The 19,282-nt window shown below is 62.4% G+C and carries 27 protein-coding genes; 4 read left to right on the top strand and 23 right to left on the bottom strand.

Annotation, left to right across the window (positions count from 1 at the left end):
- Positions 1–63: 63 nt before the first annotated feature.
- From BMY06_RS31890 to BMY06_RS31795, 20 genes are all read right to left on the bottom strand, one after another.
- The gene (locus tag BMY06_RS31890) at positions 64–384 is read right to left on the bottom strand and encodes a hypothetical protein (RefSeq protein WP_074987086.1); all 321 of its coding nucleotides are present in this window, start codon (positions 382–384) and stop codon (positions 64–66) included.
- Between the two features lie 25 nt (positions 385–409).
- Positions 410–616 carry a hypothetical protein gene (locus BMY06_RS31885; protein ID WP_074987085.1) on the bottom strand — a complete coding sequence of 69 codons (207 nt, stop codon included), beginning with the start codon at positions 614–616 and terminating at the stop codon, positions 410–412.
- A gap of 138 nt (positions 617–754) precedes the next feature.
- Positions 755–1,210, bottom strand: coding sequence for a hypothetical protein (locus BMY06_RS39775; RefSeq protein ID WP_161495523.1), 456 nt, complete (start codon positions 1,208–1,210; stop codon positions 755–757).
- A gap of 33 nt (positions 1,211–1,243) precedes the next feature.
- Positions 1,244–1,678, bottom strand: a complete 435-nt coding sequence (locus tag BMY06_RS39135; RefSeq protein WP_124263228.1) for a hypothetical protein — start codon at positions 1,676–1,678, stop codon at positions 1,244–1,246.
- A 141-nt stretch (positions 1,679–1,819) separates the two neighbouring features.
- Positions 1,820–2,422: a hypothetical protein gene (locus BMY06_RS31875; RefSeq protein ID WP_110329939.1), complete on the bottom strand. Its 603-nt coding sequence runs from the start codon at positions 2,420–2,422 to the stop codon at positions 1,820–1,822.
- A gap of 308 nt (positions 2,423–2,730) precedes the next feature.
- Positions 2,731–2,997, bottom strand: coding sequence for a Txe/YoeB family addiction module toxin (locus BMY06_RS31865; protein WP_074987082.1), 267 nt, complete (start codon positions 2,995–2,997; stop codon positions 2,731–2,733).
- On the bottom strand, positions 2,994–3,254 hold the full coding sequence (locus tag BMY06_RS31860; RefSeq protein WP_074987081.1) for a type II toxin-antitoxin system Phd/YefM family antitoxin: 261 nt from the start codon (positions 3,252–3,254) through the stop codon (positions 2,994–2,996). Before BMY06_RS31860 ends, BMY06_RS31865 begins: the two co-directional genes overlap by 4 nt.
- 112 nt (positions 3,255–3,366) lie before the next feature.
- Positions 3,367–3,633 carry a hypothetical protein gene (locus BMY06_RS31855; RefSeq protein WP_074987080.1) on the bottom strand — a complete coding sequence of 89 codons (267 nt, stop codon included), beginning with the start codon at positions 3,631–3,633 and terminating at the stop codon, positions 3,367–3,369.
- Positions 3,634–3,651: 18 nt separating this feature from the next.
- Complete coding sequence (locus BMY06_RS31850) at positions 3,652–3,837, bottom strand: hypothetical protein (protein WP_074987079.1); 186 nt, start codon at positions 3,835–3,837, stop codon at positions 3,652–3,654.
- Positions 3,838–3,968: 131 nt separating this feature from the next.
- A complete protein-coding gene (locus BMY06_RS31845; RefSeq protein ID WP_074987078.1) occupies positions 3,969–4,331 on the bottom strand; it encodes a hypothetical protein in 363 nt (120 codons plus the stop codon).
- A 139-nt stretch (positions 4,332–4,470) separates the two neighbouring features.
- Entirely contained in the window at positions 4,471–4,737 is a 267-nt protein-coding gene (locus BMY06_RS31840; RefSeq protein WP_244144424.1) for a GntR family transcriptional regulator, read from the bottom strand.
- A gap of 67 nt (positions 4,738–4,804) precedes the next feature.
- The gene (locus BMY06_RS31835) at positions 4,805–5,161 is read right to left on the bottom strand and encodes a hypothetical protein (protein WP_074987077.1); all 357 of its coding nucleotides are present in this window, start codon (positions 5,159–5,161) and stop codon (positions 4,805–4,807) included.
- A gap of 273 nt (positions 5,162–5,434) precedes the next feature.
- Positions 5,435–5,635: a hypothetical protein gene (locus tag BMY06_RS31830; protein WP_074987076.1), complete on the bottom strand. Its 201-nt coding sequence runs from the start codon at positions 5,633–5,635 to the stop codon at positions 5,435–5,437.
- A 54-nt stretch (positions 5,636–5,689) separates the two neighbouring features.
- Entirely contained in the window at positions 5,690–5,872 is a 183-nt protein-coding gene (locus BMY06_RS31825; protein ID WP_065058006.1) for a hypothetical protein, read from the bottom strand.
- Between the two features lie 74 nt (positions 5,873–5,946).
- Complete coding sequence (locus BMY06_RS31820) at positions 5,947–8,268, bottom strand: SMC family protein (RefSeq protein WP_074987075.1); 2,322 nt, start codon at positions 8,266–8,268, stop codon at positions 5,947–5,949.
- Positions 8,256–8,813: a hypothetical protein gene (locus tag BMY06_RS31815; protein ID WP_074987074.1), complete on the bottom strand. Its 558-nt coding sequence runs from the start codon at positions 8,811–8,813 to the stop codon at positions 8,256–8,258. The genes BMY06_RS31820 and BMY06_RS31815 overlap by 13 nt, the downstream gene beginning before the upstream one ends.
- Positions 8,814–9,044: 231 nt before the next feature.
- Positions 9,045–10,406: a metallophosphoesterase family protein gene (locus BMY06_RS31810; RefSeq protein ID WP_074987073.1), complete on the bottom strand. Its 1,362-nt coding sequence runs from the start codon at positions 10,404–10,406 to the stop codon at positions 9,045–9,047.
- A 71-nt stretch (positions 10,407–10,477) separates the two neighbouring features.
- Complete coding sequence (locus tag BMY06_RS31805) at positions 10,478–10,972, bottom strand: NADAR family protein (protein ID WP_074987072.1); 495 nt, start codon at positions 10,970–10,972, stop codon at positions 10,478–10,480.
- A 176-nt stretch (positions 10,973–11,148) separates the two neighbouring features.
- The gene (locus BMY06_RS31800; RefSeq protein ID WP_074987071.1) at positions 11,149–12,471 is read right to left on the bottom strand and encodes a recombination directionality factor; all 1,323 of its coding nucleotides are present in this window, start codon (positions 12,469–12,471) and stop codon (positions 11,149–11,151) included.
- Entirely contained in the window at positions 12,468–12,737 is a 270-nt protein-coding gene (locus tag BMY06_RS31795; protein WP_074987070.1) for a DUF7696 family protein, read from the bottom strand. Before BMY06_RS31795 ends, BMY06_RS31800 begins: the two co-directional genes overlap by 4 nt.
- Before the next feature lie 644 nt (positions 12,738–13,381).
- On the opposite strand from BMY06_RS31795, the gene BMY06_RS31790 reads away from it, so the two are divergent.
- From BMY06_RS31790 to BMY06_RS31775, 4 genes are all read left to right on the top strand, one after another.
- Positions 13,382–13,996, top strand: a complete 615-nt coding sequence (locus BMY06_RS31790) for a DUF1845 domain-containing protein (protein WP_074987069.1) — start codon at positions 13,382–13,384, stop codon at positions 13,994–13,996.
- An 82-nt stretch (positions 13,997–14,078) separates the two neighbouring features.
- A complete protein-coding gene (locus BMY06_RS31785; protein WP_074987068.1) occupies positions 14,079–14,915 on the top strand; it encodes a hypothetical protein in 837 nt (278 codons plus the stop codon).
- Between the two features lie 11 nt (positions 14,916–14,926).
- Positions 14,927–15,340: a bactofilin family protein gene (locus BMY06_RS31780; RefSeq protein WP_074987067.1), complete on the top strand. Its 414-nt coding sequence runs from the start codon at positions 14,927–14,929 to the stop codon at positions 15,338–15,340.
- A 40-nt stretch (positions 15,341–15,380) separates the two neighbouring features.
- Positions 15,381–15,884: a hypothetical protein gene (locus BMY06_RS31775; protein ID WP_074987066.1), complete on the top strand. Its 504-nt coding sequence runs from the start codon at positions 15,381–15,383 to the stop codon at positions 15,882–15,884.
- Between the two features lie 100 nt (positions 15,885–15,984).
- Here the strand turns inward: BMY06_RS31775 and BMY06_RS31770 are convergent, their stop codons facing one another.
- The 3 genes from BMY06_RS31770 to BMY06_RS31760 all read right to left on the bottom strand — a co-directional run bounded on the left by BMY06_RS31770 (position 15,985) and on the right by BMY06_RS31760 (position 19,214).
- Positions 15,985–16,356, bottom strand: a complete 372-nt coding sequence (locus tag BMY06_RS31770; RefSeq protein WP_124263229.1) for a hypothetical protein — start codon at positions 16,354–16,356, stop codon at positions 15,985–15,987.
- A gap of 256 nt (positions 16,357–16,612) precedes the next feature.
- On the bottom strand, positions 16,613–18,322 hold the full coding sequence (locus BMY06_RS31765) for an ATP-dependent helicase (protein WP_074987064.1): 1,710 nt from the start codon (positions 18,320–18,322) through the stop codon (positions 16,613–16,615).
- Positions 18,323–18,332: 10 nt separating this feature from the next.
- Positions 18,333–19,214, bottom strand: a complete 882-nt coding sequence (locus BMY06_RS31760; RefSeq protein WP_074987063.1) for an ATPase — start codon at positions 19,212–19,214, stop codon at positions 18,333–18,335.
- Between the last annotated feature and the right edge of the window lie 68 nt (positions 19,215–19,282).

Here is a 19,282-nt window from a genome sequence, read left to right as displayed (position 1 = left end):
GGGCCGACATCATCTGGCCATCTGTATCTTGCGGTCATGGACGGAAACCGAATATTTTCCGACTCAATGAAGCCTGCCACCGTGTCGACGGCGGGCGGTCGCAAGCAAGGGATTGTCTTGCACGTCGCCCCTCGCAGGCTCCGACTCCGCTATTGTCACGATCACACGGACATCTAAAGCGAAAGCGTCGTCCAACCTCTGGCGAGCAATCGCGACGCAATCTTCGTTGGCTTTGCCGCCCGAACTCTCTGCGGCTTGCGCCGCGGCCTTTGCGGCAAGACCGAATGCGGCGACAGCCTCATCCCAGGTAAGTCCCAACTCCATTGCTTGCTGAACGAGCTGACCTGCCACCGAACCGATCTTTGCGCGGGTTTCGTTATCCATAACTCTGTGCCTCGGGCTGCCGTGCTTAAAGAGACTCGCCATCAACCGTAACAACCGCCTTGGTGCCGTCGCGGCTGATAGACACATTACCGATATCGTGGTCGTGCATCAGCAAGAACAGCGGCTTGATCGCCGCGTGCAGCTGCGCCGTCTTGATGCCGAAGCGTGTGGCCAACCGGCGTTCGAGTTCGCTTGCTTCGTCTTCTGTCCGAAGCGGAATGACGTTCGACATGTATTGATTCTTCTATGCGGGTTGCACGTTGAAGTTCGCCGCAGCGTAGACGGCATTACAGCTCCACACCCCCTTGCCGTCACGGTAAAAAGTAGCCCAACCGTTCGCCACCACAACCGCGCCTGCGGGAACACCTGGCTATGGCCGTTTGCAGCGGCAGACAGCGGGTTCCGCTCCCGGCACGTCGCGCAGGACCATCGACGCAAGGGCAGCGACAGCCTCCGGACAAGATTCCCGTTGAACATCCGCTCTCCCACGATCATCGAGAAACCACCCATTGATGTATCCAGCCGCATCCCACAGCACCATATCGATTCGGGACGGAGTCCCCTGAAGCATGTAACCGTTAAGCGCCTCAAAGTCGGTGAACAGCCTTTCGAGCGTAACGTCACTTTCACGACCAGAACTGGCATCCACCTGGGGGCCGACTACTCGCAGGCAGATGCGTTGAGTTGCCGCCTCGGCCGCCATCAACGCAGAGCCGACTTCGCAGCGGATAGGATGACTCCCCCTGAATGGCGCGAACATCGCTGATAGCTCTTCATCTAGCTCACGAGCTGAGAGTTCGAACAGTGGTTTCTTGCCGGTCGTCATGATCAGAACCTCGTGGGCCAATTTTCCGTTGCGTCACGGCGCGATGCACTGGCCGGTCAACAGCCAATTGCTGGTCCTATCGTCTGGGAAGTAGGTTGCACCATGCCGCAATATTGATGGGCTATCCCAAAGCTCGCAACCGGCAACCTTCACTCGTCCGTCTATTGATCCGCGCGTAAAAATTCGGATGGCCGTATCACCAGCCTTCAAGTGAAGTCGAGGCGTCCAGTCAGCGACGTCTTCGTGGGTTAGCTTGGTGACGTTTAGTTGAGTCGGTATTAAGCGCGCAGCAGTAAGTCGATCGGCCAGCGAACCTTGGATAGCAGGGATCGCGTGCAGGATTTTGCCAATCCTTACAGGGTCAGTGATCTCCGTTGTACGGTCTGCGACTGTTCCCTGATCTTCTGCTCTGGCGGCAGCAACCACCGCGATCAAGCAAAGCACACTCAGTTTTACGTTGACGTTCAACTTCGCTCCCCGACTGAAATAGTGTTCCAGCGCCGCTCGCGGCAGTGAATTTTGTAAGGCCGCGCGTGGCGACGAATTTCCCTACCTGTTTATGAAAGGTCCGCCCTGTGGTATGTCCAACGCTCTTATGGGTATCGGGGTTTAATTGATCTCATCCGCATGTTGAGGTTGCAGCATCCAGCGTTTCCCATCTGCCTCCCAAGGCAGCGCTGGCTGCGAGCGGATCAACCGCTCCACTCCGTCCCTGACCATGTAGGTCTCCAGGTAACCGAACCTTCGCGCCCCTTCCTCAAGGTCAAATCGCACAAGAAACAGCAACAAGGGCTGATCAGACCCGCGCCATTCCTTTCGTATGCGCGCAATGTTCTCCTCGTGATGGTCGTTCCTCGAGTATGTGACGAGCACCGAAAAGGGTACAGCCGATGAGAATTCTCGCAGCTTTTTTAGTTCGTTGAACTCCGCCCGGAAGGGTTGAAACCACTCCCACTCGATATTCGCGATCGCGCGGCCGAACGCGTCCCTGATGACCGCGTCCACCTTTCCCTCCTCGAAGTGAGTGAAGTATCCCATCAGGTCGGCTGATGTACGCACACAGATCCCAATGTGCGTCGTCCACTCCGCTCGGCGGCCCACTTCTTTCACGACGAATGCCACCGGGAAGTCGCGATACCAGTGGACATTGAAGAGAGTCGCGAAATCCCGAATGGCCTGTTCGCGCTCTCGCCGGGTCATATTTCCTGCCATGTTTTCCAGTGCCGCGCGTGGCGGCGAATTTTCCTAGTCCTGCGCTCGCGACGAGTTGCGGGCGCCCGTTATAGCTTTGGCGGCCAGCTCGTGGTACGAGTGGTCGTCAAGATCGGGATTCGTGTCGATGGCTCGTGCGACCCACAACTCATAACGCGCCGTCGCGTCGCATTCCGTCCAACCGTGCCTCACATGCTGGCGAATGAAATCGGCTTTCGCCCGCTCTTCGGTCCGAGGTAACGAGCCGCCAGATGAAGAATAGACCGTAGGGATGAAGCGCATCGTCCTATTTTCCGTGCTGTTGACCGTCAGTAGTGGTAGCGGCACGAAACGATATTGATTTGCGTGTTTGCTACTTCGTAGACCAAACGATTCGTTTCATCAATACGACGCGACCAAAAACCAGTCAGGTTTTCCTTCAGCGGCTCGGGCTTGCCGATTCCTTCGAAGGGCGAGCGCTGCACGTCCTTGATGAGTTGATTGATGCGCCTCAACGTCTTTTTGTCTTGCCCCTGCCAGTAGACGTAATCGTCCCAAGCCTCGGCAGTCCACATGATGTTCAAAGCGCCGCTCATTCGGCGTCGTCAACCAGCGCGCGGGGTTTTACTTTACCCGCGCGTGCCTGCGCAATGGAGCGCTCAAGATGGGCTACGTTTGCCGGGGAACGCAGAAGATGGACCGTTTCCATCAAGCTATCGTAATGCTCTTGGGACATGACAACCGCATTCGGTGCGTCACGGCGGGTAATGAGGGTCACGTCCACGTCATCAACAACCTGGTCGATGACGCGCTTCAGATTGGCGCGAGCGTCGGTGAACGGGATGGTACGCATATGTCCTCCTTTGTGATTGACCTGTACCGATACAGGTACAACTCTATCATGCTTGGATGGACGTGTACAGATAATTGTACGTGTATGCCGCGCGCGCGATTTTCCGGTCTTGTTACGCGGGCAGCTTCGACGGCACCGCAGACATGCCGTGCATCGTCTTGCCGATTATGAAGTGATGCCCGTTGCGCGCAAGGACGGCGCTTTCAGCGGCTTCCGTGGCGGCGATGGATGCAACGAGGCCATCGCGCAGCTTCACCGCGTCAGAGAGCGTCAATTCCGTGGCGACGCCGTCGAGCGTTACCACTACCGGATGCTGGACGATGCCACCGGCAACCGTCCGAGCCTGCACGCCACCTTCAAACGTCTGTTCGTTGTACATGATGAGTTTCCGTTTCACTTAGTCGTCGCAACGCCGGAAGTAAAGTGAAGCAATGAGCAAGGCATTAATCGCCACGACCACAAATCCTACGATCGTGATGATCTGCATGCCGCCGCTGTTTCCAGTACGCTCAAAATAGATATCGATGAACGTCAATGGCAGCGCAACAATTAGGTCGATTAATAGAGTCATCCAGCCGTTCATTTGGTATTCGTCCTGGTTTGTGGATCAAATCGTTTCGTCGCCCCGAAATTTCGTGCATTCAGAGGCGATCGCATACGATGGGACACGGCGCACGATGAGCTGCGCGGCTACCGGTCTGGGCCTGAGTCTTTCTATAACGGCTTGCGCTCTCTCCACTTTAGTTGGAGTTCCCGACGAAACTGGGTGTAGCCGACCAGGGCGATGCGTGCTCCCGCCATGCCCGCCAGCAGAACACAACTCGTCGCCAACACGTAGCCGCACATCCCATAAGCGTAGTGAAGAAAGACGCCCAGCAGGCTCGAGTCCGGATCGCCGAGCGACGCAGCCAGTCGCATGTTGCCGTGGCGGTTCAGCGCCAGAACGAGCCAGGAGGACGCATCGCCGCGCAGGAACAGTATCCCTTTCCACAGAACGGCGAGTCCGGCCGACAGCGCGGCCAGGTTAACGATCCATGCCGCGAAAGCGCGCGCCCGGTGAACTTGGTCTGATCTCATTCCGACATTGTGGGGCTCTTCGGCACGGCCGTGCGGGCAAAAGGTTATGGTTTTTGTATAGCTTTCTGCCGAATTTGAGCACAGACGAAAAAAACCCGCGCCAACCGTAGGGTGGCGCGGGCTTCTCGATGAACGGAAATCAACCTGAATGCCCCATCGTCGAGACGACTGAGCCTCGGCGCGTGCGGCTCTCAATGAGGCCGCGGCGCGCCGCTTCGCGAAACGCCGCATTAATGGTGTTGACGTGGAAGCCGAGATCGTCTGCCACGTCGCGTTGCGTGGGGAGCAGGTCCCCCGCACGAAAGATTCCGGCGACGATCGCGTGCTCGATCTGGTCAGCGATGGCCAGGTAGACCTTCCCCCGAATCCGGGCGAAGTCCGGCCGCCCGCGTTGCGGATCGGACATGCGAAGCGTGCTGCCGGTACACGGGCGAGCGCGCGAGGCGGTTGGCGAGTGCGTCATGCCGTGCATCCTACACCGGCTGCAACACGACATGTTTCGACCACTCCCGTCCACCGGGCAGACCTCTCACGAAGTCAGTGAAGGCCTCGCACGTCGACGGAAGCACCAACCTGCACTGACTCGCGATCGCATCCGCAAGGCGCAGGGCGTTAGCGAGCGTTTTGTCGTCCCGAGCGGACGGAGACGCGAGAACCGCCGAGATGAAGCGCGCAGCGCGCGCGGCGTGGCTTGCGCCGATGATTCCGGCAATGGCAAGGTCGGCCTGCGCGCCGATATCAGCGTCGGAGAACACCGCCGCTTCGACTACATCGGTGTCGATGAGGCACCGGCCGATATCGTCCGAAAAGTCGTTACTCGAATAGGTCATGATCACTTCCTGAAAGGGGCGACCCAGGGCCGCAGGGGCGCTAGAAAAGAGTGGGCGCGGTGTACGAAGACAGCGCGCATATGAACGCGGCGGCGAGAAGCGATGCCGTCACTGTTGCGATGACGATCTGTCGCTGCATGGCAGCTCCTGTTTCGAACCGGAAAGGACGAAGGCCCTGCCCCCGAGGGAGACAGGGCCTTCGTTGCGGTTGGGCGGTTGGAAGGTTGGGCGGTTGGAAGGTTGGGCCGTTGGCCAGTTACGCAGTTGCGCGCGTCACGCGCACGACTTCGGATGGCCCGCCGGGAAGACGAGCACGCGGCCGTCGTCGCAGATACGGAAATCGCCCTGCTCGCGTTTGGGCGAGTGCACAACGATCACGGTGCGGTCCGCCTTGGGCATCGCCGGAGCGTTGCCACATGCCGTAAGCGAGGACGTGCCGGCGGCTGCCACGAGCAGCATCAGAAAATTCAACATGGTGAAGTCCAGAAAAGAGAATGGCGCCGCCCCGTGTGGGGCGGCCAGGGAAGATCACGCAGCGGCGCGCTGTGCGACGGGTTCGCTGACGGTCACGGTGATCCAGTGGCCATCAACGAGGACGTCGCGCAGGCACGAGCCGTTGAACGTGTAGACGTGCTCTGCGCCACGGCGCGGAGCGGCAGCACGCACGGCGATCGTGGTGCTGCACACAGCGGAAAGATGCTTCTTGAACATGGTTGCTCCTCGGGTGTGAAGACGAGGAGCGCCCCTTGCGGGGAGTCGCTCCCCACAAGGGTTAAAAGAACTGATCACGCAGCCATCGCCTCGACGTCGATGACGGCGTCCGCCTCGAGGACGAGGTCCGGTGTCTGCGAAATGAAGAATTCGCGCGCGTAGCCCCCCTGACGGAGAACCTCGCGCTTCATCTTCATGAACTGCACCTTGCGTGCAGGGTCAAGCGGACCGTCCGACTCGTCGCTGAACAGCGTCTCGTACGCCTCCCCCGCATTGCGCGCGAGATAAAGGGCGATGCCACGCGTGAGACATTCGTTGATCCAGACCTTCTGCCCGCCCGACATCACCGATACCGGCTTGGTGCTGTCGTGGTCGGCGTCGTGGACAAGGATCTCGAAGCCTTCGCGCATATCGCCGCTGGCAAGCGCACGTTGCGTGCGGATCTCGACGGTGAATCGCGGGCCGTAGCACGCCATCAGCAGGTCATTGACCGTCTGCGTGAGCGCCGGGCCAGCGTCGTCAATGGTCAGAGCGACCAGACCATCGTTGCCGAGGCCTTTGGCGAGCAGCTTCCAGTGCGCGATCTCGTCGGACAGTCGGTCCGCCCGCGAACGGGTGGCGTCGAATCCGGCAAGCTCCGTCGTCATGGCGTCGCGCTGTGTTTCGCGCGTCGCCTGCTGGCGGATCAGCGCCTCGATACGCGCGTCGAGAGCCGCACAGGCCTCCCGATTCGCAACGAGCTGGCGCTCCAGACCCGCGATCGCCGCAGTGACATCGGATGCCGCGAGCCGCGAAGCTTCGGCAGCGATGTCCTGCAGCGACGCCTGCAGGCGCTTCGTCTCGCGGTCGCGATGTTCTGTGACCTGACGATGCTGCTCCTGCGCGCTGGCCAGTTCCGAACGGGCTTCGGCCAGCGCATTCGCGGATGCTTCGAGGAGCGGCTTGCGCGCGGCAAGGGCCGTCGCCTGCTGCAACTCGTTGCGAGCCTTTGTCAGCGCGTCGCTCGCCTGTTGAAGCGCGTCGCGTTTGGGCGCGAGCGCGGCAACAACCGGCGCAAGCCTGTCGACGACCTGCTTGCGCTGGCGATAGCTCGTACGCAGCTGCTCGACGGACACGCGCTGCTCCGCGGCCCTCGAAGATGCTTCGCGCGCCTGGGCAAGCAACGGACAGGTGGTGTGCATGGCATGCCCCGCACACGGCACCTGGTCGATCACCGCGGCCTGCTGCTGCAGTGTCTTGAGCAAGGCGGTTTTCGACTGGCCCTGACCTTCCAGCCTGTTCAGGTCAGCATTTGCCTCGGCCAGCGCAGTCTGCTGTTGCGCCAGATCGACGATCTCGGTCTGGAGCGCCTTGATGCGCGCCTCTTCCCGACTGATGACGATGCGGGCCTGATCGCACTGCGCCTGCGCACCTTCGATCTGTGCACGTTGAGATAGCGTCGCTTCGTGAGAAGCGATGCTTTTCTCAAGCGCGCTGCGTCGATCGCGCAGCCGGCGGACAATTTCCTCTGCCTGCGACGCGATGCTCGCCAGCGACACGTTGACTTCGCCGCGCTGCTTCTCCAGTTCTCGCAGGCGCGCTTCGGCGGTTGCCGATTCAGCCTGTTTCGCGGCCAGCGTCGCGCGTTGCTGCGCGAGCGTCTGTGCCTTGCCCTGGAGATCCTCGCGGTCGCGTCGAGCGACGGCGATCGCCTCGGCGTCCGCCGCAATCCCGCGCTCCGTTGCCGCGAGCGCTTCGCGCTTCTGGCTCAGGGTCGCGAGTTCACGCTGGATGCCGTCGAGCCTGGCGCCGATCACCTTTGCAACGTCCGCGGCTTTCGCCGCCATCGCACGCAGGTGGTCGATGTGCAGCAGCTCCGCCAGCAGCGACTTGATCTCGCCCGCGTTGTAGGACTCGAGCGGGCGCCGGTTCTGCGCGGAAAAGACGCTCGTGAAGAACGATTCGAGCGAGCCGCACACCGATTCGACGCAACGGTCGTAGGTGTCCGCCTTGCCATCGGACTTCGTGCCATCGGGTGCCGTGAACGGTTGCCACAGGCCTGCCTTGTCACGCCAGGCGAGGAAGTACTCCGCCTTGTTCGTCTTCCCGGGCTTGCGGAAGGAGAAGGTCGAGCGGTAGCGCACGTTGGCGTGGTCCCATTCGAGGGTCTTCATCGCCTGCGGCCCACGAACGTGGTCCCAGTACGAGAAGGCGTCGACCGAGAGCTTCGCGGCGTGCGAGGGCATGATCCGGTACGGATGCAGGTTGTCCATCAGCGTGGACTTGCCCGCGCCGTTCGGTCCCTTCAGGGCGATCAGCCCCGCCGGCAACGATTCGAGATCGAGCGTGACGCTTTCGCGCCGCATCCCGTCGCGCACGCCGTGGAAGCCTTCGAGGGTGAGGATCAGCGGTCGCATGACAGCCCCTCCGCAAACGGCACGTCCTGAAGGTAGTCGGACGGCAACCAGGGAACATCGTCATCGTCGGGAAGCGACGAAGAAACGATCCGGTCGACGGCCGCCACAGGTGCGGCCACAACCGGTTCCGGTGCCGGCGGCACGATCGTGCCGTCAATGGCACGCTCCAGCGCCGTGCAGGCCGCCTTGAAACGCGTTCCGGCCACGTTGAGCAGTTTCTCCCAGCTGTCGCATGCGGTGAGCGCCTTCAGCTCGCGTGCGGACCACTGGCTCGCATAGCCGTTGCTGTACGACCAGAGCAGATTCGTCATCTCGACGTCGGGCGCGACAACGAGCTGGAGCTCGGACGCGTCACGTTCATGGACCATCACGACGAAGCCGTGGCGGACCGCGATGACGGCACCGCGCGCGGCACCGTAGGGTTGATGGAAAAGCGCCGCGGTGAAACCGGCATGCTTCACGAGAAGCTGCTGGATATCGGTTGCGGACAGCGTGGCATCGAAATGCCGGACCCAGTCGGGACCAGCGGGATACAGACCAAACATGGGCACACTCCGGAAAAATGGACGGAGTGCGCCCCCATCGGGAGATCGCTCCCCCGGCAGGGTCAAAAGAAAATGGATACAGCGGGTGCTGCGATCGATGCGCCAGTAGCGCGGGTTGAACCTTGTTCCGGCAGAGCATTCGGGGGAATCCGAACGCGCTCCCGGAACACGGCAGTGTTCCGCGCGTGAGCGGGCCATACAGGCCCCGCTCACGTGTTGGCGGCGAGTGATTTACGCCGCGAAAAGATCGCCTTCGAGCCAGTCGGGACTGGACCCGTCGGCCGACTGTGAGACGGACGGCTGTGCCTCGACAACATCAGCGTCCACGGCCGCGCCAACGACCAGCGACAGGGGCGCAGCCACGGACGGGCTGTCCAGACCGGCCAGCACAGCTTCGGCTATCTCAGACGCGTCAGCCGTTTCGAGCATCTGCAGGCGTTCGAGCAGCGGCGATGACGCGACATCCGTCAACTCGCACCAGCGCGCGAGCTTCGCATCGACCGACGTCTCCAGGCTGATGCCCTGTGCGCGGCTGCGCACGACCGGGAGAATGCGCGGCTCGATCTTGACGCCTGGCGCATGCGCGAACATCGCTTCGATTGCAGCGCGATCGACGGACTGCCTATGCTCCTCGTCGATCTGCCAGCGGATGCGCACGAATGCATCGCCCGAGTCCGCCGCGAGCTCGGCAAGCCGTTCCATGTCGGGCGGCCCGTCGAAGTCCACGCACAGCATGCGGCGCGAAGGTGTCGGCACCAGATCGGCCGAGGCCGCATCGGTATCCACTTCCCATAAAAGGTAACCCTTCTCGCCCTGCTCGCCGTAGTGGAAGCGCCCGATCGACCCGGGATAGGCGATGCGCCGCCCGCCGTTCTCCCACGACTGGTGCTTGTGGATATGGCCCAGCAGAAACGCCGAGCACTGCGCGTCGAAGAGCGCCGAGAGCGAGAATTCGTGATCGAATCCCGCCATCGTGACGCCGTGCTCCGTCTCGCAGCCCACCACCGTGCCGTGTGAAATGCCGACGGTTGCGATGCCAGCCTCGCGCAGCCGCGCGTTCACCGAGCCGGACGCTGCCAGATACGTCCCCAGTACGTCGCCCAGATCGGTGGCGGCCGCGAGTGCGCCAACACTCGCCGCAAACTGCCCCTTGTTGATCGTCGGCAGACAGGTGAACACCGCGTCGGGACGCATCTCGATCACGTGCGCGAGTTCGTCGGCGCTGAACACCGCGCCCGCAGACGCAATGAAGCGGCCGTGCCCGAACGCTACCTGCTGGATGCGATCGGCCACGAACACTTCGTTGGTCGAGCCCATCAGCGCGAAGATATCGAGCGTGCCGGGCGGCTCGTGCGAGAACGTGCCTTGCAGCATGATCACGGGCATGGCCGCCGCGAGCCGGTGAATCTGGCGCGCGAGTGCGCCGAGCGCCGGTGAGTGCGCGTCGAGCCGGTGATCGGTCGAATCGCCGGAGACAACGGCCACGCGCGCATTGCGAGCGATCGCATCGTCGACGGCAAAACCGAAGCAACGATCCGCTTCGTCGAGCCGCTCCGGCGAGTAATGCAGGTCAGAAAAATGGGCGATCTTCAAGACGCACCTCCGTGAACGAAAAATGGCCGCCCGAAGGCAGCCTGAATGAATGATCCCGCGTGAAGCGGGTTCTAAAAGTGATGTCGTGGATCGAACACGTCCCTGACCTTCATCAGCGTCTGACCGAGCAGATTCAGCCCGCGCCAGCGGCCAGGATCGGCAATGCCTGGGTCATCAGCTTTTAGCCCGACACCCCAGACCCTGTCCCACGGACTCGCTTCGACGAGTACGGTCGGATTCGATGCGAGCAGCACCGAGCGCATCGCGCCGTTCTGCGAGAACTTCTCACGGCAGCCCACGAACACGATCGATTCGCGCTTTTCCTCCCAGACCGCCTGGTCGAAATGCGCTACCTTGCGACCGATCGCCTTCTGTTTCGCCGGATCGGAAGTTGCCATGATCGCGTTCGCCGAGTTCTCATCAGCGAACAGCTTTGCCTTTGCGAACATCATGAACTGCTCTACCGAGGTGAATGCGAAGCCGCGGTAAGTGAAATGACAACGATGCCAGTTACTGAACACGTCGTCCGCGCCGAAAAACGCGGTGTAGTTGCCGATCCTGTGCATCGGACGACTCCCTGAACAAAGTGAATGGGCCGCCGTGTGGCGGACAGATTTCGATGCGCAAAAGCGCAGTCGAAAGCGTTTTAGCAAGCCAGCTTGCTGAAAGGCTCTCGCATCGCGAGCAGAAAGAGTAGAAAGAGTAGAAAGAAGCGCCGACCCCGCAAAGGGCCGGCACAGGGTTACTGGAACACGGCGTCGCGCACCGCTGCCTCGATTTCCCGCTCCAGGGGAGCGCGGTTTTCGAGCGCGGCGACGAGTCGCGCGTTCATGCCGTCAACGTCTTCGACACGTTTCGTCCAGCCGTTCCCGTACTTCACATAGGCGAAGCGACGGAAATCACGCTGTCGTGCTTCGACGCTCAGACCCAGCCGCTTGAGCAGGTCCGACATGCGCTCGAGCTTGTCATCGAGCGATTCGGGTTCGCCGGGCATCGGATCACCGTCGTGATCGCTGTCACCAGCCGCCATCGCGTCTTGAGCGTCCGGCGACACACCGTCATCTGCAGCTGGCCGCAACGCATGCACGTTATTGGGAACAGGGCTCCCCGCTCCCTCCAGCAACATCGCCGCACCGCCCGCAACCGCGAGCGCGGGCGGGTGATCGTCCGCGCCGTCGAGCAACGCGCTGATGTCGATATCCGCATCGAGCACCGTGAGTAGTTGCGCCTGACGAACCGCTTCGCCGTTCTCGTTGATGCGCGTGATCTCGAACTCACGCTTCGAAATCCAGAAGCGCGTGCCCGTCAGCTTGCCGCGCGCGAGCGCGACGGTCTGCATCGCCGAATACGCCTTCTGCAACACGTAGATCGAGTTGGTGGGCAATTCGATCAGGCCCAACCCCTTGATCTCCGGCACCGCGAAGATGAAGCGCGCCGAGAGATTGCACTGGCGTGCCTGATACTGCGGACACCGCTCCGGGTTGCATACGCCGTCGGGAATCGCTTCGTCGTTACGCAGGATGATCTGCCGCGGACCGAAGTTGCGTTGCGCACGCTGCGCGTGCGGATCTCGTTCGGGCTTCGCGTAGAGCCTGCAAAATCGCGTACCGTCGGCTCCGTATTCGGAGAAGAACTTGCGTCCGTTCGTGCCCCACGCCGCCATCTCGTTCGGGATGTTGGCCATCCAGTCGTTGAAGGCGAACGCCACCGGGAAACGATACAGCTTCACGCCCTCGCCGCGGTCCTCGCCGTAGAGGCGGAGAATTTCGTCGGCGACATCGGGGCTGGTGAAGTCCGAGCGGCGGCACGTGAAATACGGCACGTTGCGCGGCGCGAGCGCATTCCGGATCCTGCATCGGCGCTCGATCTCCTCGCCGATTCTCTCGAACGACTCGCCGGCGGCCAGCAGGGTGTCGTAGAGCTTGACGGCGGCCTCGTTCTTGCGGGCGGCCGACGTCAGCACCTTGATGCCGGGGCGGATGCGGCCGATCACGGGGGGACGTGGCGCGCGTTCCTCGACGATGCTGCGCACGGCGGTGCCGTGAGCACTGATGACAGCGTTCATGATGGTTTCCTCGCAAGAATGAAGATCGCCGAGGTGCACATCTCGCTGGCCGACTGCGCCAGGTTCGATGCCGCCGCCTCTCCGCGGTGTGTGGCGATATGAGAAAGAACAACGCGGCGCTCGCTGTCGGCGAGCATCGCGATCTGGGCCGTTTCACAACGCGCGCGCCAGGCGGGTGACGTCGTGTCGGCAGTGGTGCGCTCGCCATCGATCGTGCTGCTGATCGCGTCGGCTATGCGCTGGTCAATAGAGTTGGGAAGAAGCATGGGAGCGTCTCCGGGCAGGGAATGGAAAAACACAGGACGAAAAAAACGCGCTCCCCTGGCAAGAGGAACGCGTTCTGGATTCGGATGGAGATGACCCGCGCGTCACGTCCCTTCCGGGGACGTGACGCACAGGGAGCCTCCCGGCTCATAGCAGGGAACGCAAAGTCGTTCCCGGCGCGACATGATCACGTCGCGCAGACAGCCCTTTTCCGAAAACGTTGAGTTTTCGCCGCAGGATCACGGGTCAGTCCACTTCGATCGTTCCGCCCAGACGGGGTCTGGAGAGAGAACACCCGAAAGTCCGGGCTCGAACGATGTCGCGGCGCAAATGAATGCGGCCGGCGACGAGTATTACGACTGACGGAAGGGGAGCGGATGGCGAAGCGCTCAGCACAAGAGAGATTCCACACCAGGGCCAGCTGGTCGGAGCATGCCGCAAGGGCACGGCTTGAGACAGAAGATGGACTCCGGGCTACGGAGTCGAGGTCGATGCGTCAGGAGACGCGAGCAATGAAGTCAGTATCAGGCAATTTGCGCGCCAGTACCCCGGAAATGGTGGCCTATATCGTGCAGCTTTTGCCCGATCTGGTCTGAGGAATCGGACAGACAATGGCAGTCGAGAGAGACCACACCCGAAAAACACCATGGCAGCCGTACTTGAAGCGGGGCCGCTCCCGGACGAACCGACCGGCGACGCGGCAACCAGCGGGACGCCAAGCGCCCCCGCCACGCTCACCCCCGTCCCATCAGGCACCGGGCTCAAGCCCATCGAGCGCCTGACGAGCGACACGCGCTACGCGAAGATCATCCCCGATTCGCAGCAGCTCACCGCGCTGCAATACAGCTCGCTTTTCACGCGCACATTCGTGCGCTCGGACTTTAACTTCTGTGCGACGAAGATCTCGGTCGCGCGCGGTGGCAAGCTGCGCGCACTCGACAAGACGCTGCGCGAGACGTCCGACTGGTTCACCAAGGCGCTCGCGTGGGTGGAGCAGCACCGCGCGCGCAACCTGCCGTGGCCATGCGAGACGATTGAGCTTGAAGTGAAGCGACCGCTTACGGGTCAGCTCGTGCGGTGCCTGTCACAGTACGAGCGTCTTTTCAAACGGGCGATCGAAACCCGCAACGAGCAGAAGCTCGGCGACGAGCGATGCTCGGCAATGATCGCGAATGCCGAAAAGAAGCTCAAGCACATCGTTCAGGTGTGCATCCCCGACAACGACCAGTACGACGCCGACGGCAACCGCCGCGAATCCTGATCGCGCCCACGCATTTGCCGATCCAGCTTGACTTCCTCGCTGGCCGGATACGCTCGTCCGTACACCCTTTATGGAGGACCGCATGGAGATTGACCTTCGAGAAATACAGGCGCTGCACGCACGGTACGCGCGCGAGCCTGTCGTCATCGACCTGGAGGCACAGGTGCGCGCGCGCCCCGCCCCGCTGCTGCTCGCGCACGATCCCGCCGTAAGCACGTCTTCGCTACGCCGCATGTGGAAAGCGCGTGCGAGCGTTGGGCGCGGCGCGCTCATGACGGTGGGCGGCACTTTCATCTGCGCGGCGATCGGCATGGGCGCAGCGAAGCTCTATGGCTCGATCGGCCACCCGACGGGCGCTGCCGCGCAGACACAGACGACGGTGGCAGCGACCGCAACCTCCCCCGCGTCGTATTCGGCCGCCAGCACCAACGGATCTGCCTCTGCGCTCACCGCCAGCGATTTCGACCAGTCAGCGGGCCGCTCCGGCGCACTAACGTCTGTCGATCCGGCCGCCTTGATGCGGCAATCACCGCCCGCGGCGGCAACGAGCCAGATCGCTGCCCCTGCTGCTCCGGACAACTACGCGCAGCGCGCCGCAGCCTCGCCCATCAGGCAGGCACGCGTACAGCAGGCGGACGTGCCGGACCCGCATGCGCCTTCGGATCAGCCCGCTCCGGCAGCCGTGCGCGAGGAGCAACAGCCGGCGAAGCCTCAACCGCCGACCCAGACGGCGGTCACCGTGAACCAGGCGACGTCGCAGCCCGAAGCGTCTGCGCCTATGACAGCCGCAGCGCACGCCTCCCGGCACGCACCGCGTCGTCGCCTCGCGCCGACTCATGAAGCACCGCCCGCGAACGCGGACGCGAAACCTGCCGAAGCGAAACCGGCGGCGCGCGGCGGCGACGTTCAACTTTTTTGAGGCCATCTGTCATGAAGAACCAGCTCAACGTCTCACTGCTCGCGCCCGGGGCCACGATTGAGGGCGATCTCATCCTCGATCACGGGTTGAGCCTGTTTGGCATCGTGGGCGGCAACCTGATCGCAAACGAGGGTCTCCTGCACATCGGTTTGGGCGGCCTGGTGAAAGGCATGGTCGACGGCGAGCACGTGCGCGTCGACGGTACGGTCGAAGGCGATATCCGCGCACGGGGATCGCTGGAGATCAATGGCCGCGTGAAGGGCAATATTTACTATTGCGGCACGATCCGACTGGGTCCCGCCGCCTCGCTTGAAGGGCAGCTCAAGCGCGTGTCGCGCGAACTGGTCATCGAGAATGGTGTGACGGAAGTGTCCGAAGCACCCAACGTGCAGTCTATTCAGCGCACTGCAAATGCGGCTGCGTAACAGAGCTCATCAAATACCCAAAAGTGGAGAAACAACCAGCATGAAAAAGCACCTCGCAACCATCGCCGCCGCCCTGACCCTCTCCGGTGCAGCCCAGGCCGCTACGGGTTCGCCTGACTACGTTCTCACGGTCGGCCTCGCGCATGACGGAACGCCGTTGGCAACTTCGACCTCCATCATTCGCGATAGCCTCGGCGCGGTCTCGCCGTTGCTCTTCGAGTCGGGCCAGAGCATTGGCTACGGTGTGTGCACGAAGCTTGCCAATGGCATCAAACTGGACTCGCACCAGAAGTTCGTCGGACGCCGCCTGCTGGTCGATACGAAGAATTCCGTTGGCGGATCGTTTGATCTGGTCGTCTCGGCGGCCGACACGAGCCTGTCCGGCGTCACGAAGACGGGACCAGCGGATTGCGTGAGCGAGGTGGTCAACACGACTGGCCTCGACGTGCACGATGTTGCTGTGCATCTGAATGCTGGCGAATCGACCACCGTGCGGTTGGGCGATCCGCATTACACGCTCATGCTGAAGCTCGTTGCTGAGTAATAGCAACAGCCGGTAACCGCAAAGGCAAAGGCCGCATCTCTTCGAGAATGCGGCCTTTTTGTTGTTGGATCGACGGGGGTGGGCGGAACGTGCGCCGAACTCAACCGGGTGCGGTGGGCATGTCCTCGAAGTCCAGCAGGCTGATGCAGGAGTCGATATCGCTGAACCAGGCGTCGACGATGGACGCGTCAAACTTGTCCGACGCAAATACCCGGCCGTCGCGGGCGCGCAGCAGAAATATAGCCTCGAATGCGGTCTCGCCAATGAGACACACGCCCTTCTCATGCAGGTCGCGCTCCTCGGTCGCGTCGATGATCGCATCGGCCTTCCACAGCGTTCCGGCATTCGACCAGAGCCCGTTTGGATGCTCCGCGAGATATTGCGCGAAGGCGTCGGGCACGGGTTTGCCAAACTTCGATGAGAACCAGCTCGCAAACCAATCAGGCATTTGCCCTGTCTTTTCTACACTCATCGTGTCTCTCCGCTCTCTTCCTGTGCGGCCCGACCGCTTGCCTTCCGAAACTGCAAATGGGCGTGGACCAGCGGTCCGACGATAGCGAGGACGCCAACAAGAACACCCGCCACTACGCTGAAACGCGAGACAGCGGTGGCCGCGAGCAAGCCAAGGCTCATCGAGAGTGCCGGTCCGCAATGGGAGGTTAGGTGGCCCGTCTGAGCGTCATAGCGCCATATGCTCATGAAAACTCCGCTGTAAATTGGGCGCGCAATCACACCTCTGGAATCTGGGATTCGTGAATGAACCGCGTAGGCGGGTTCTTGCGGATCGACGTGACCGTGAGGGTCTCCCGCGCGCGCGTCATTGCGACGTAAAACAGACGCCGCTCCTCCGACTCTGGGCTTTTCGTATCGGGCACGATGTTCTCTTCGGAACGTGTGATCCACACGTGGTCCCATTCGAGACCCTTTGAACTGTGCATCGTCGTGAGCACCAGCGCGTCTTCGGCGGGCTCGTTGTTCGCCCGCTTCAGGAACTCGATTCGCTCGCTGAACGTCCCGTTCAGGCGAGAGATCACGTCGTAGGTCGCCTGCACAGCGCGCTCAGCCGCTTCCTTGCGCACGTAAGTCATCATCCATTCGCGCACGCCCTCGAGCGCCAGCGAGTAGAACGCACGCTCGCATAGAGACTGCCATTCGGCCAGGCGCTTCATGAAATTGCGATAGGCCGTCGCCGTATCTTCACTCAGCCCCACGGCAACCAGATCTTTCTTCTGCCGTTGAACCAGCGTCGCGCCCATTGCGTTGTGCAGCGCGGTGAGGTCGCGCGTGCTCATGCCTGCGTAGCCCAGCACGGCGTCGAGGCCGTTGAGCTTCACGCGCTGCACGATCTGCAGGAGATTGCACATCAGCGCGCCTTCGGGCTGGTCCAGCACGGAGCGGCCGGAGGCGCGGTAATACTTCACCCCATATGAGCGGCACACTGACTCAATCGCGTCCAGCACGCGGTTGGTGCGCGCGAGGATCGCGCAGGTCTGGCCATTGCGCAGACGCGGCGCCAGCGCTTCGACTGCGGCGGCCGCGTCGTCGTATTCGTCGTCGAAACGGCGCGCCACGATCGTGCCGCCCGCGCCCTTCTCCGCATGCAGTACCTTCGCGATACGGTCGGTGTTGTGCTGGATGAGCCGGTCGGCCGCGGCCAGGATCTCGGAGCGGCAACGGTAGTTGCTGCCGAGCACCACGCGCTGCGCGTCGAACTTCCTCGCGAAGCCCTCCATCCCGCGATAGCCCATCGCGGCCCGAAAGCCGTAGATGCTCTGGTCGTCGTCGCCCACCACGGTCACGCACGCGCCGGCCGCCGCATGCAGTTCCACCCAGCGGTATTGCAGCGGGTCCGTGTCCTGAAACTCGTCAACGAGCAGATGGGTGAACGCGTAGGGCTCGATGTCGCCCGACTCCATGCCCGAGATCGACAGGCGAAGCATGTCCTGGAAGTCGATTTTGTCGTTGCGCGCGAGCGCGTCCTCGTACGCGGCGTAGAGGATCGCCTCGGGCGAGCCGTCGATCGGATGTGTAATGCCGGTCTTGATCTGCTCAATCACTGGCACCGCCTCCTCGACTTTCCAGTTCAACCCGGTTTCCGCAAGCGCGCGGATCAGCAAGCCGATGCGATCGCCGTCCGATGCGATATCACGACGTTTGCCCGGCCCCGTGATCTGCCGGAAACCGAGCGAATGGAACGTCCCCGCGATCAGGCGCTGCTTCGCGCCCGCGCCGGCGAGTTTGAGAATGCGCTCGCGCAGCTCGAGCGCGGCGTCCTTGCTGAAGGTCACCGCGCCCACGCGCGCGCCGCGTTCGACGAGAAGCGCGGCCGCCTTCGACGCAATGGTTTTTGTCTTGCCCGCGCCCGGACAGGCCACCGCAAGACAATGACGCCGCGCCTGGGCGACTTCGAGCTGCTGCGGGTTCAGGCCGTCGAGCATGGCAGTTCCCTCAGAGGCCGCGAACCGCCGTCATCAGGCGCAGATGGGTCATGTACCCGCGCACGCCGACCGGATGGAACTTGCGCAGGAAACGCGACACTTCTTCATCGACGTCGCTCTGGTCGCGAACGCCGTTCCACACGAGGAAGTCGAAATTGTCCATGACCTTGTCGAAGCGGGTGATCACGGACAGCAGACGCATGGAGAAGCGCGAATACGCTTCGACTTCGAGCGTGAGGGACGGCTTGGTGACCGTCGGCTGGAACACGACGTCGCCCCGCGCCATCATCTCGCGCTCGGTGCGGGCGCGGAAGCCCTCCGCGACTTCGAACTGCTCGTTGACGTACGCTTCCAGAGCGTCGAGCTGCTTGTCGAAGAAGCCATTCACCGTGGCCATATCCTGCTCGCCGAACGTGGAGCGGCCAAAACGCTGCATGTTGATGCTCATGCGGTTCAGGTACGGCCACCACTGCTCGAAGAGCGGCTTGAGGCGCGTGTGGTTCAGACGCACAGCGGCTGGCACGATTGCTGCGCCCGAAAGCTGACGGTCGAGCAACTGGCGCCCGATCTCGCGGCGCCGGCGGATGATCGCGGCGCGTTCCGACGGCGGCAGATCGCGAAAGAGCTTGCGCGTGCGCGCGACCTGTTCGCGCTTCTCGTCCGCCTCGCTCTGACTGATCATGCCCTCACGCTGGAGCGTCGCGGCGTCGTTCTCCATGCGCTGGAGTTCGTCTTCGAGCTCGTGGTCGTCTGCCCCGTCGGTGACCGGGCGTGAGTCCGCCGGATCGTTGGTAGCGGCTGCGGCGGCCGTCAGCGCGCCCGGCGTTGCGTTCTCGTCGGTGCCGGCCGCGGCGCCGTCGATCTTCGTCAGTTCTTCGTTGATGGTGCTCATGTCGTCGATCCTGGGAAATTGCACGCGCACCAGCGCGCGGCATCCTCATATTGTTGCGATCGAGGCGA

This window comes from Paraburkholderia tropica (assembly GCF_900109265.1).
GTDB classification, from domain to species: Bacteria; Pseudomonadota; Gammaproteobacteria; order Burkholderiales; family Burkholderiaceae; genus Paraburkholderia; species Paraburkholderia tropica.
The sequence above is the reverse complement of the archived record's forward strand: the minus strand, read 5'-3'. Positions and strand labels throughout refer to the sequence as shown.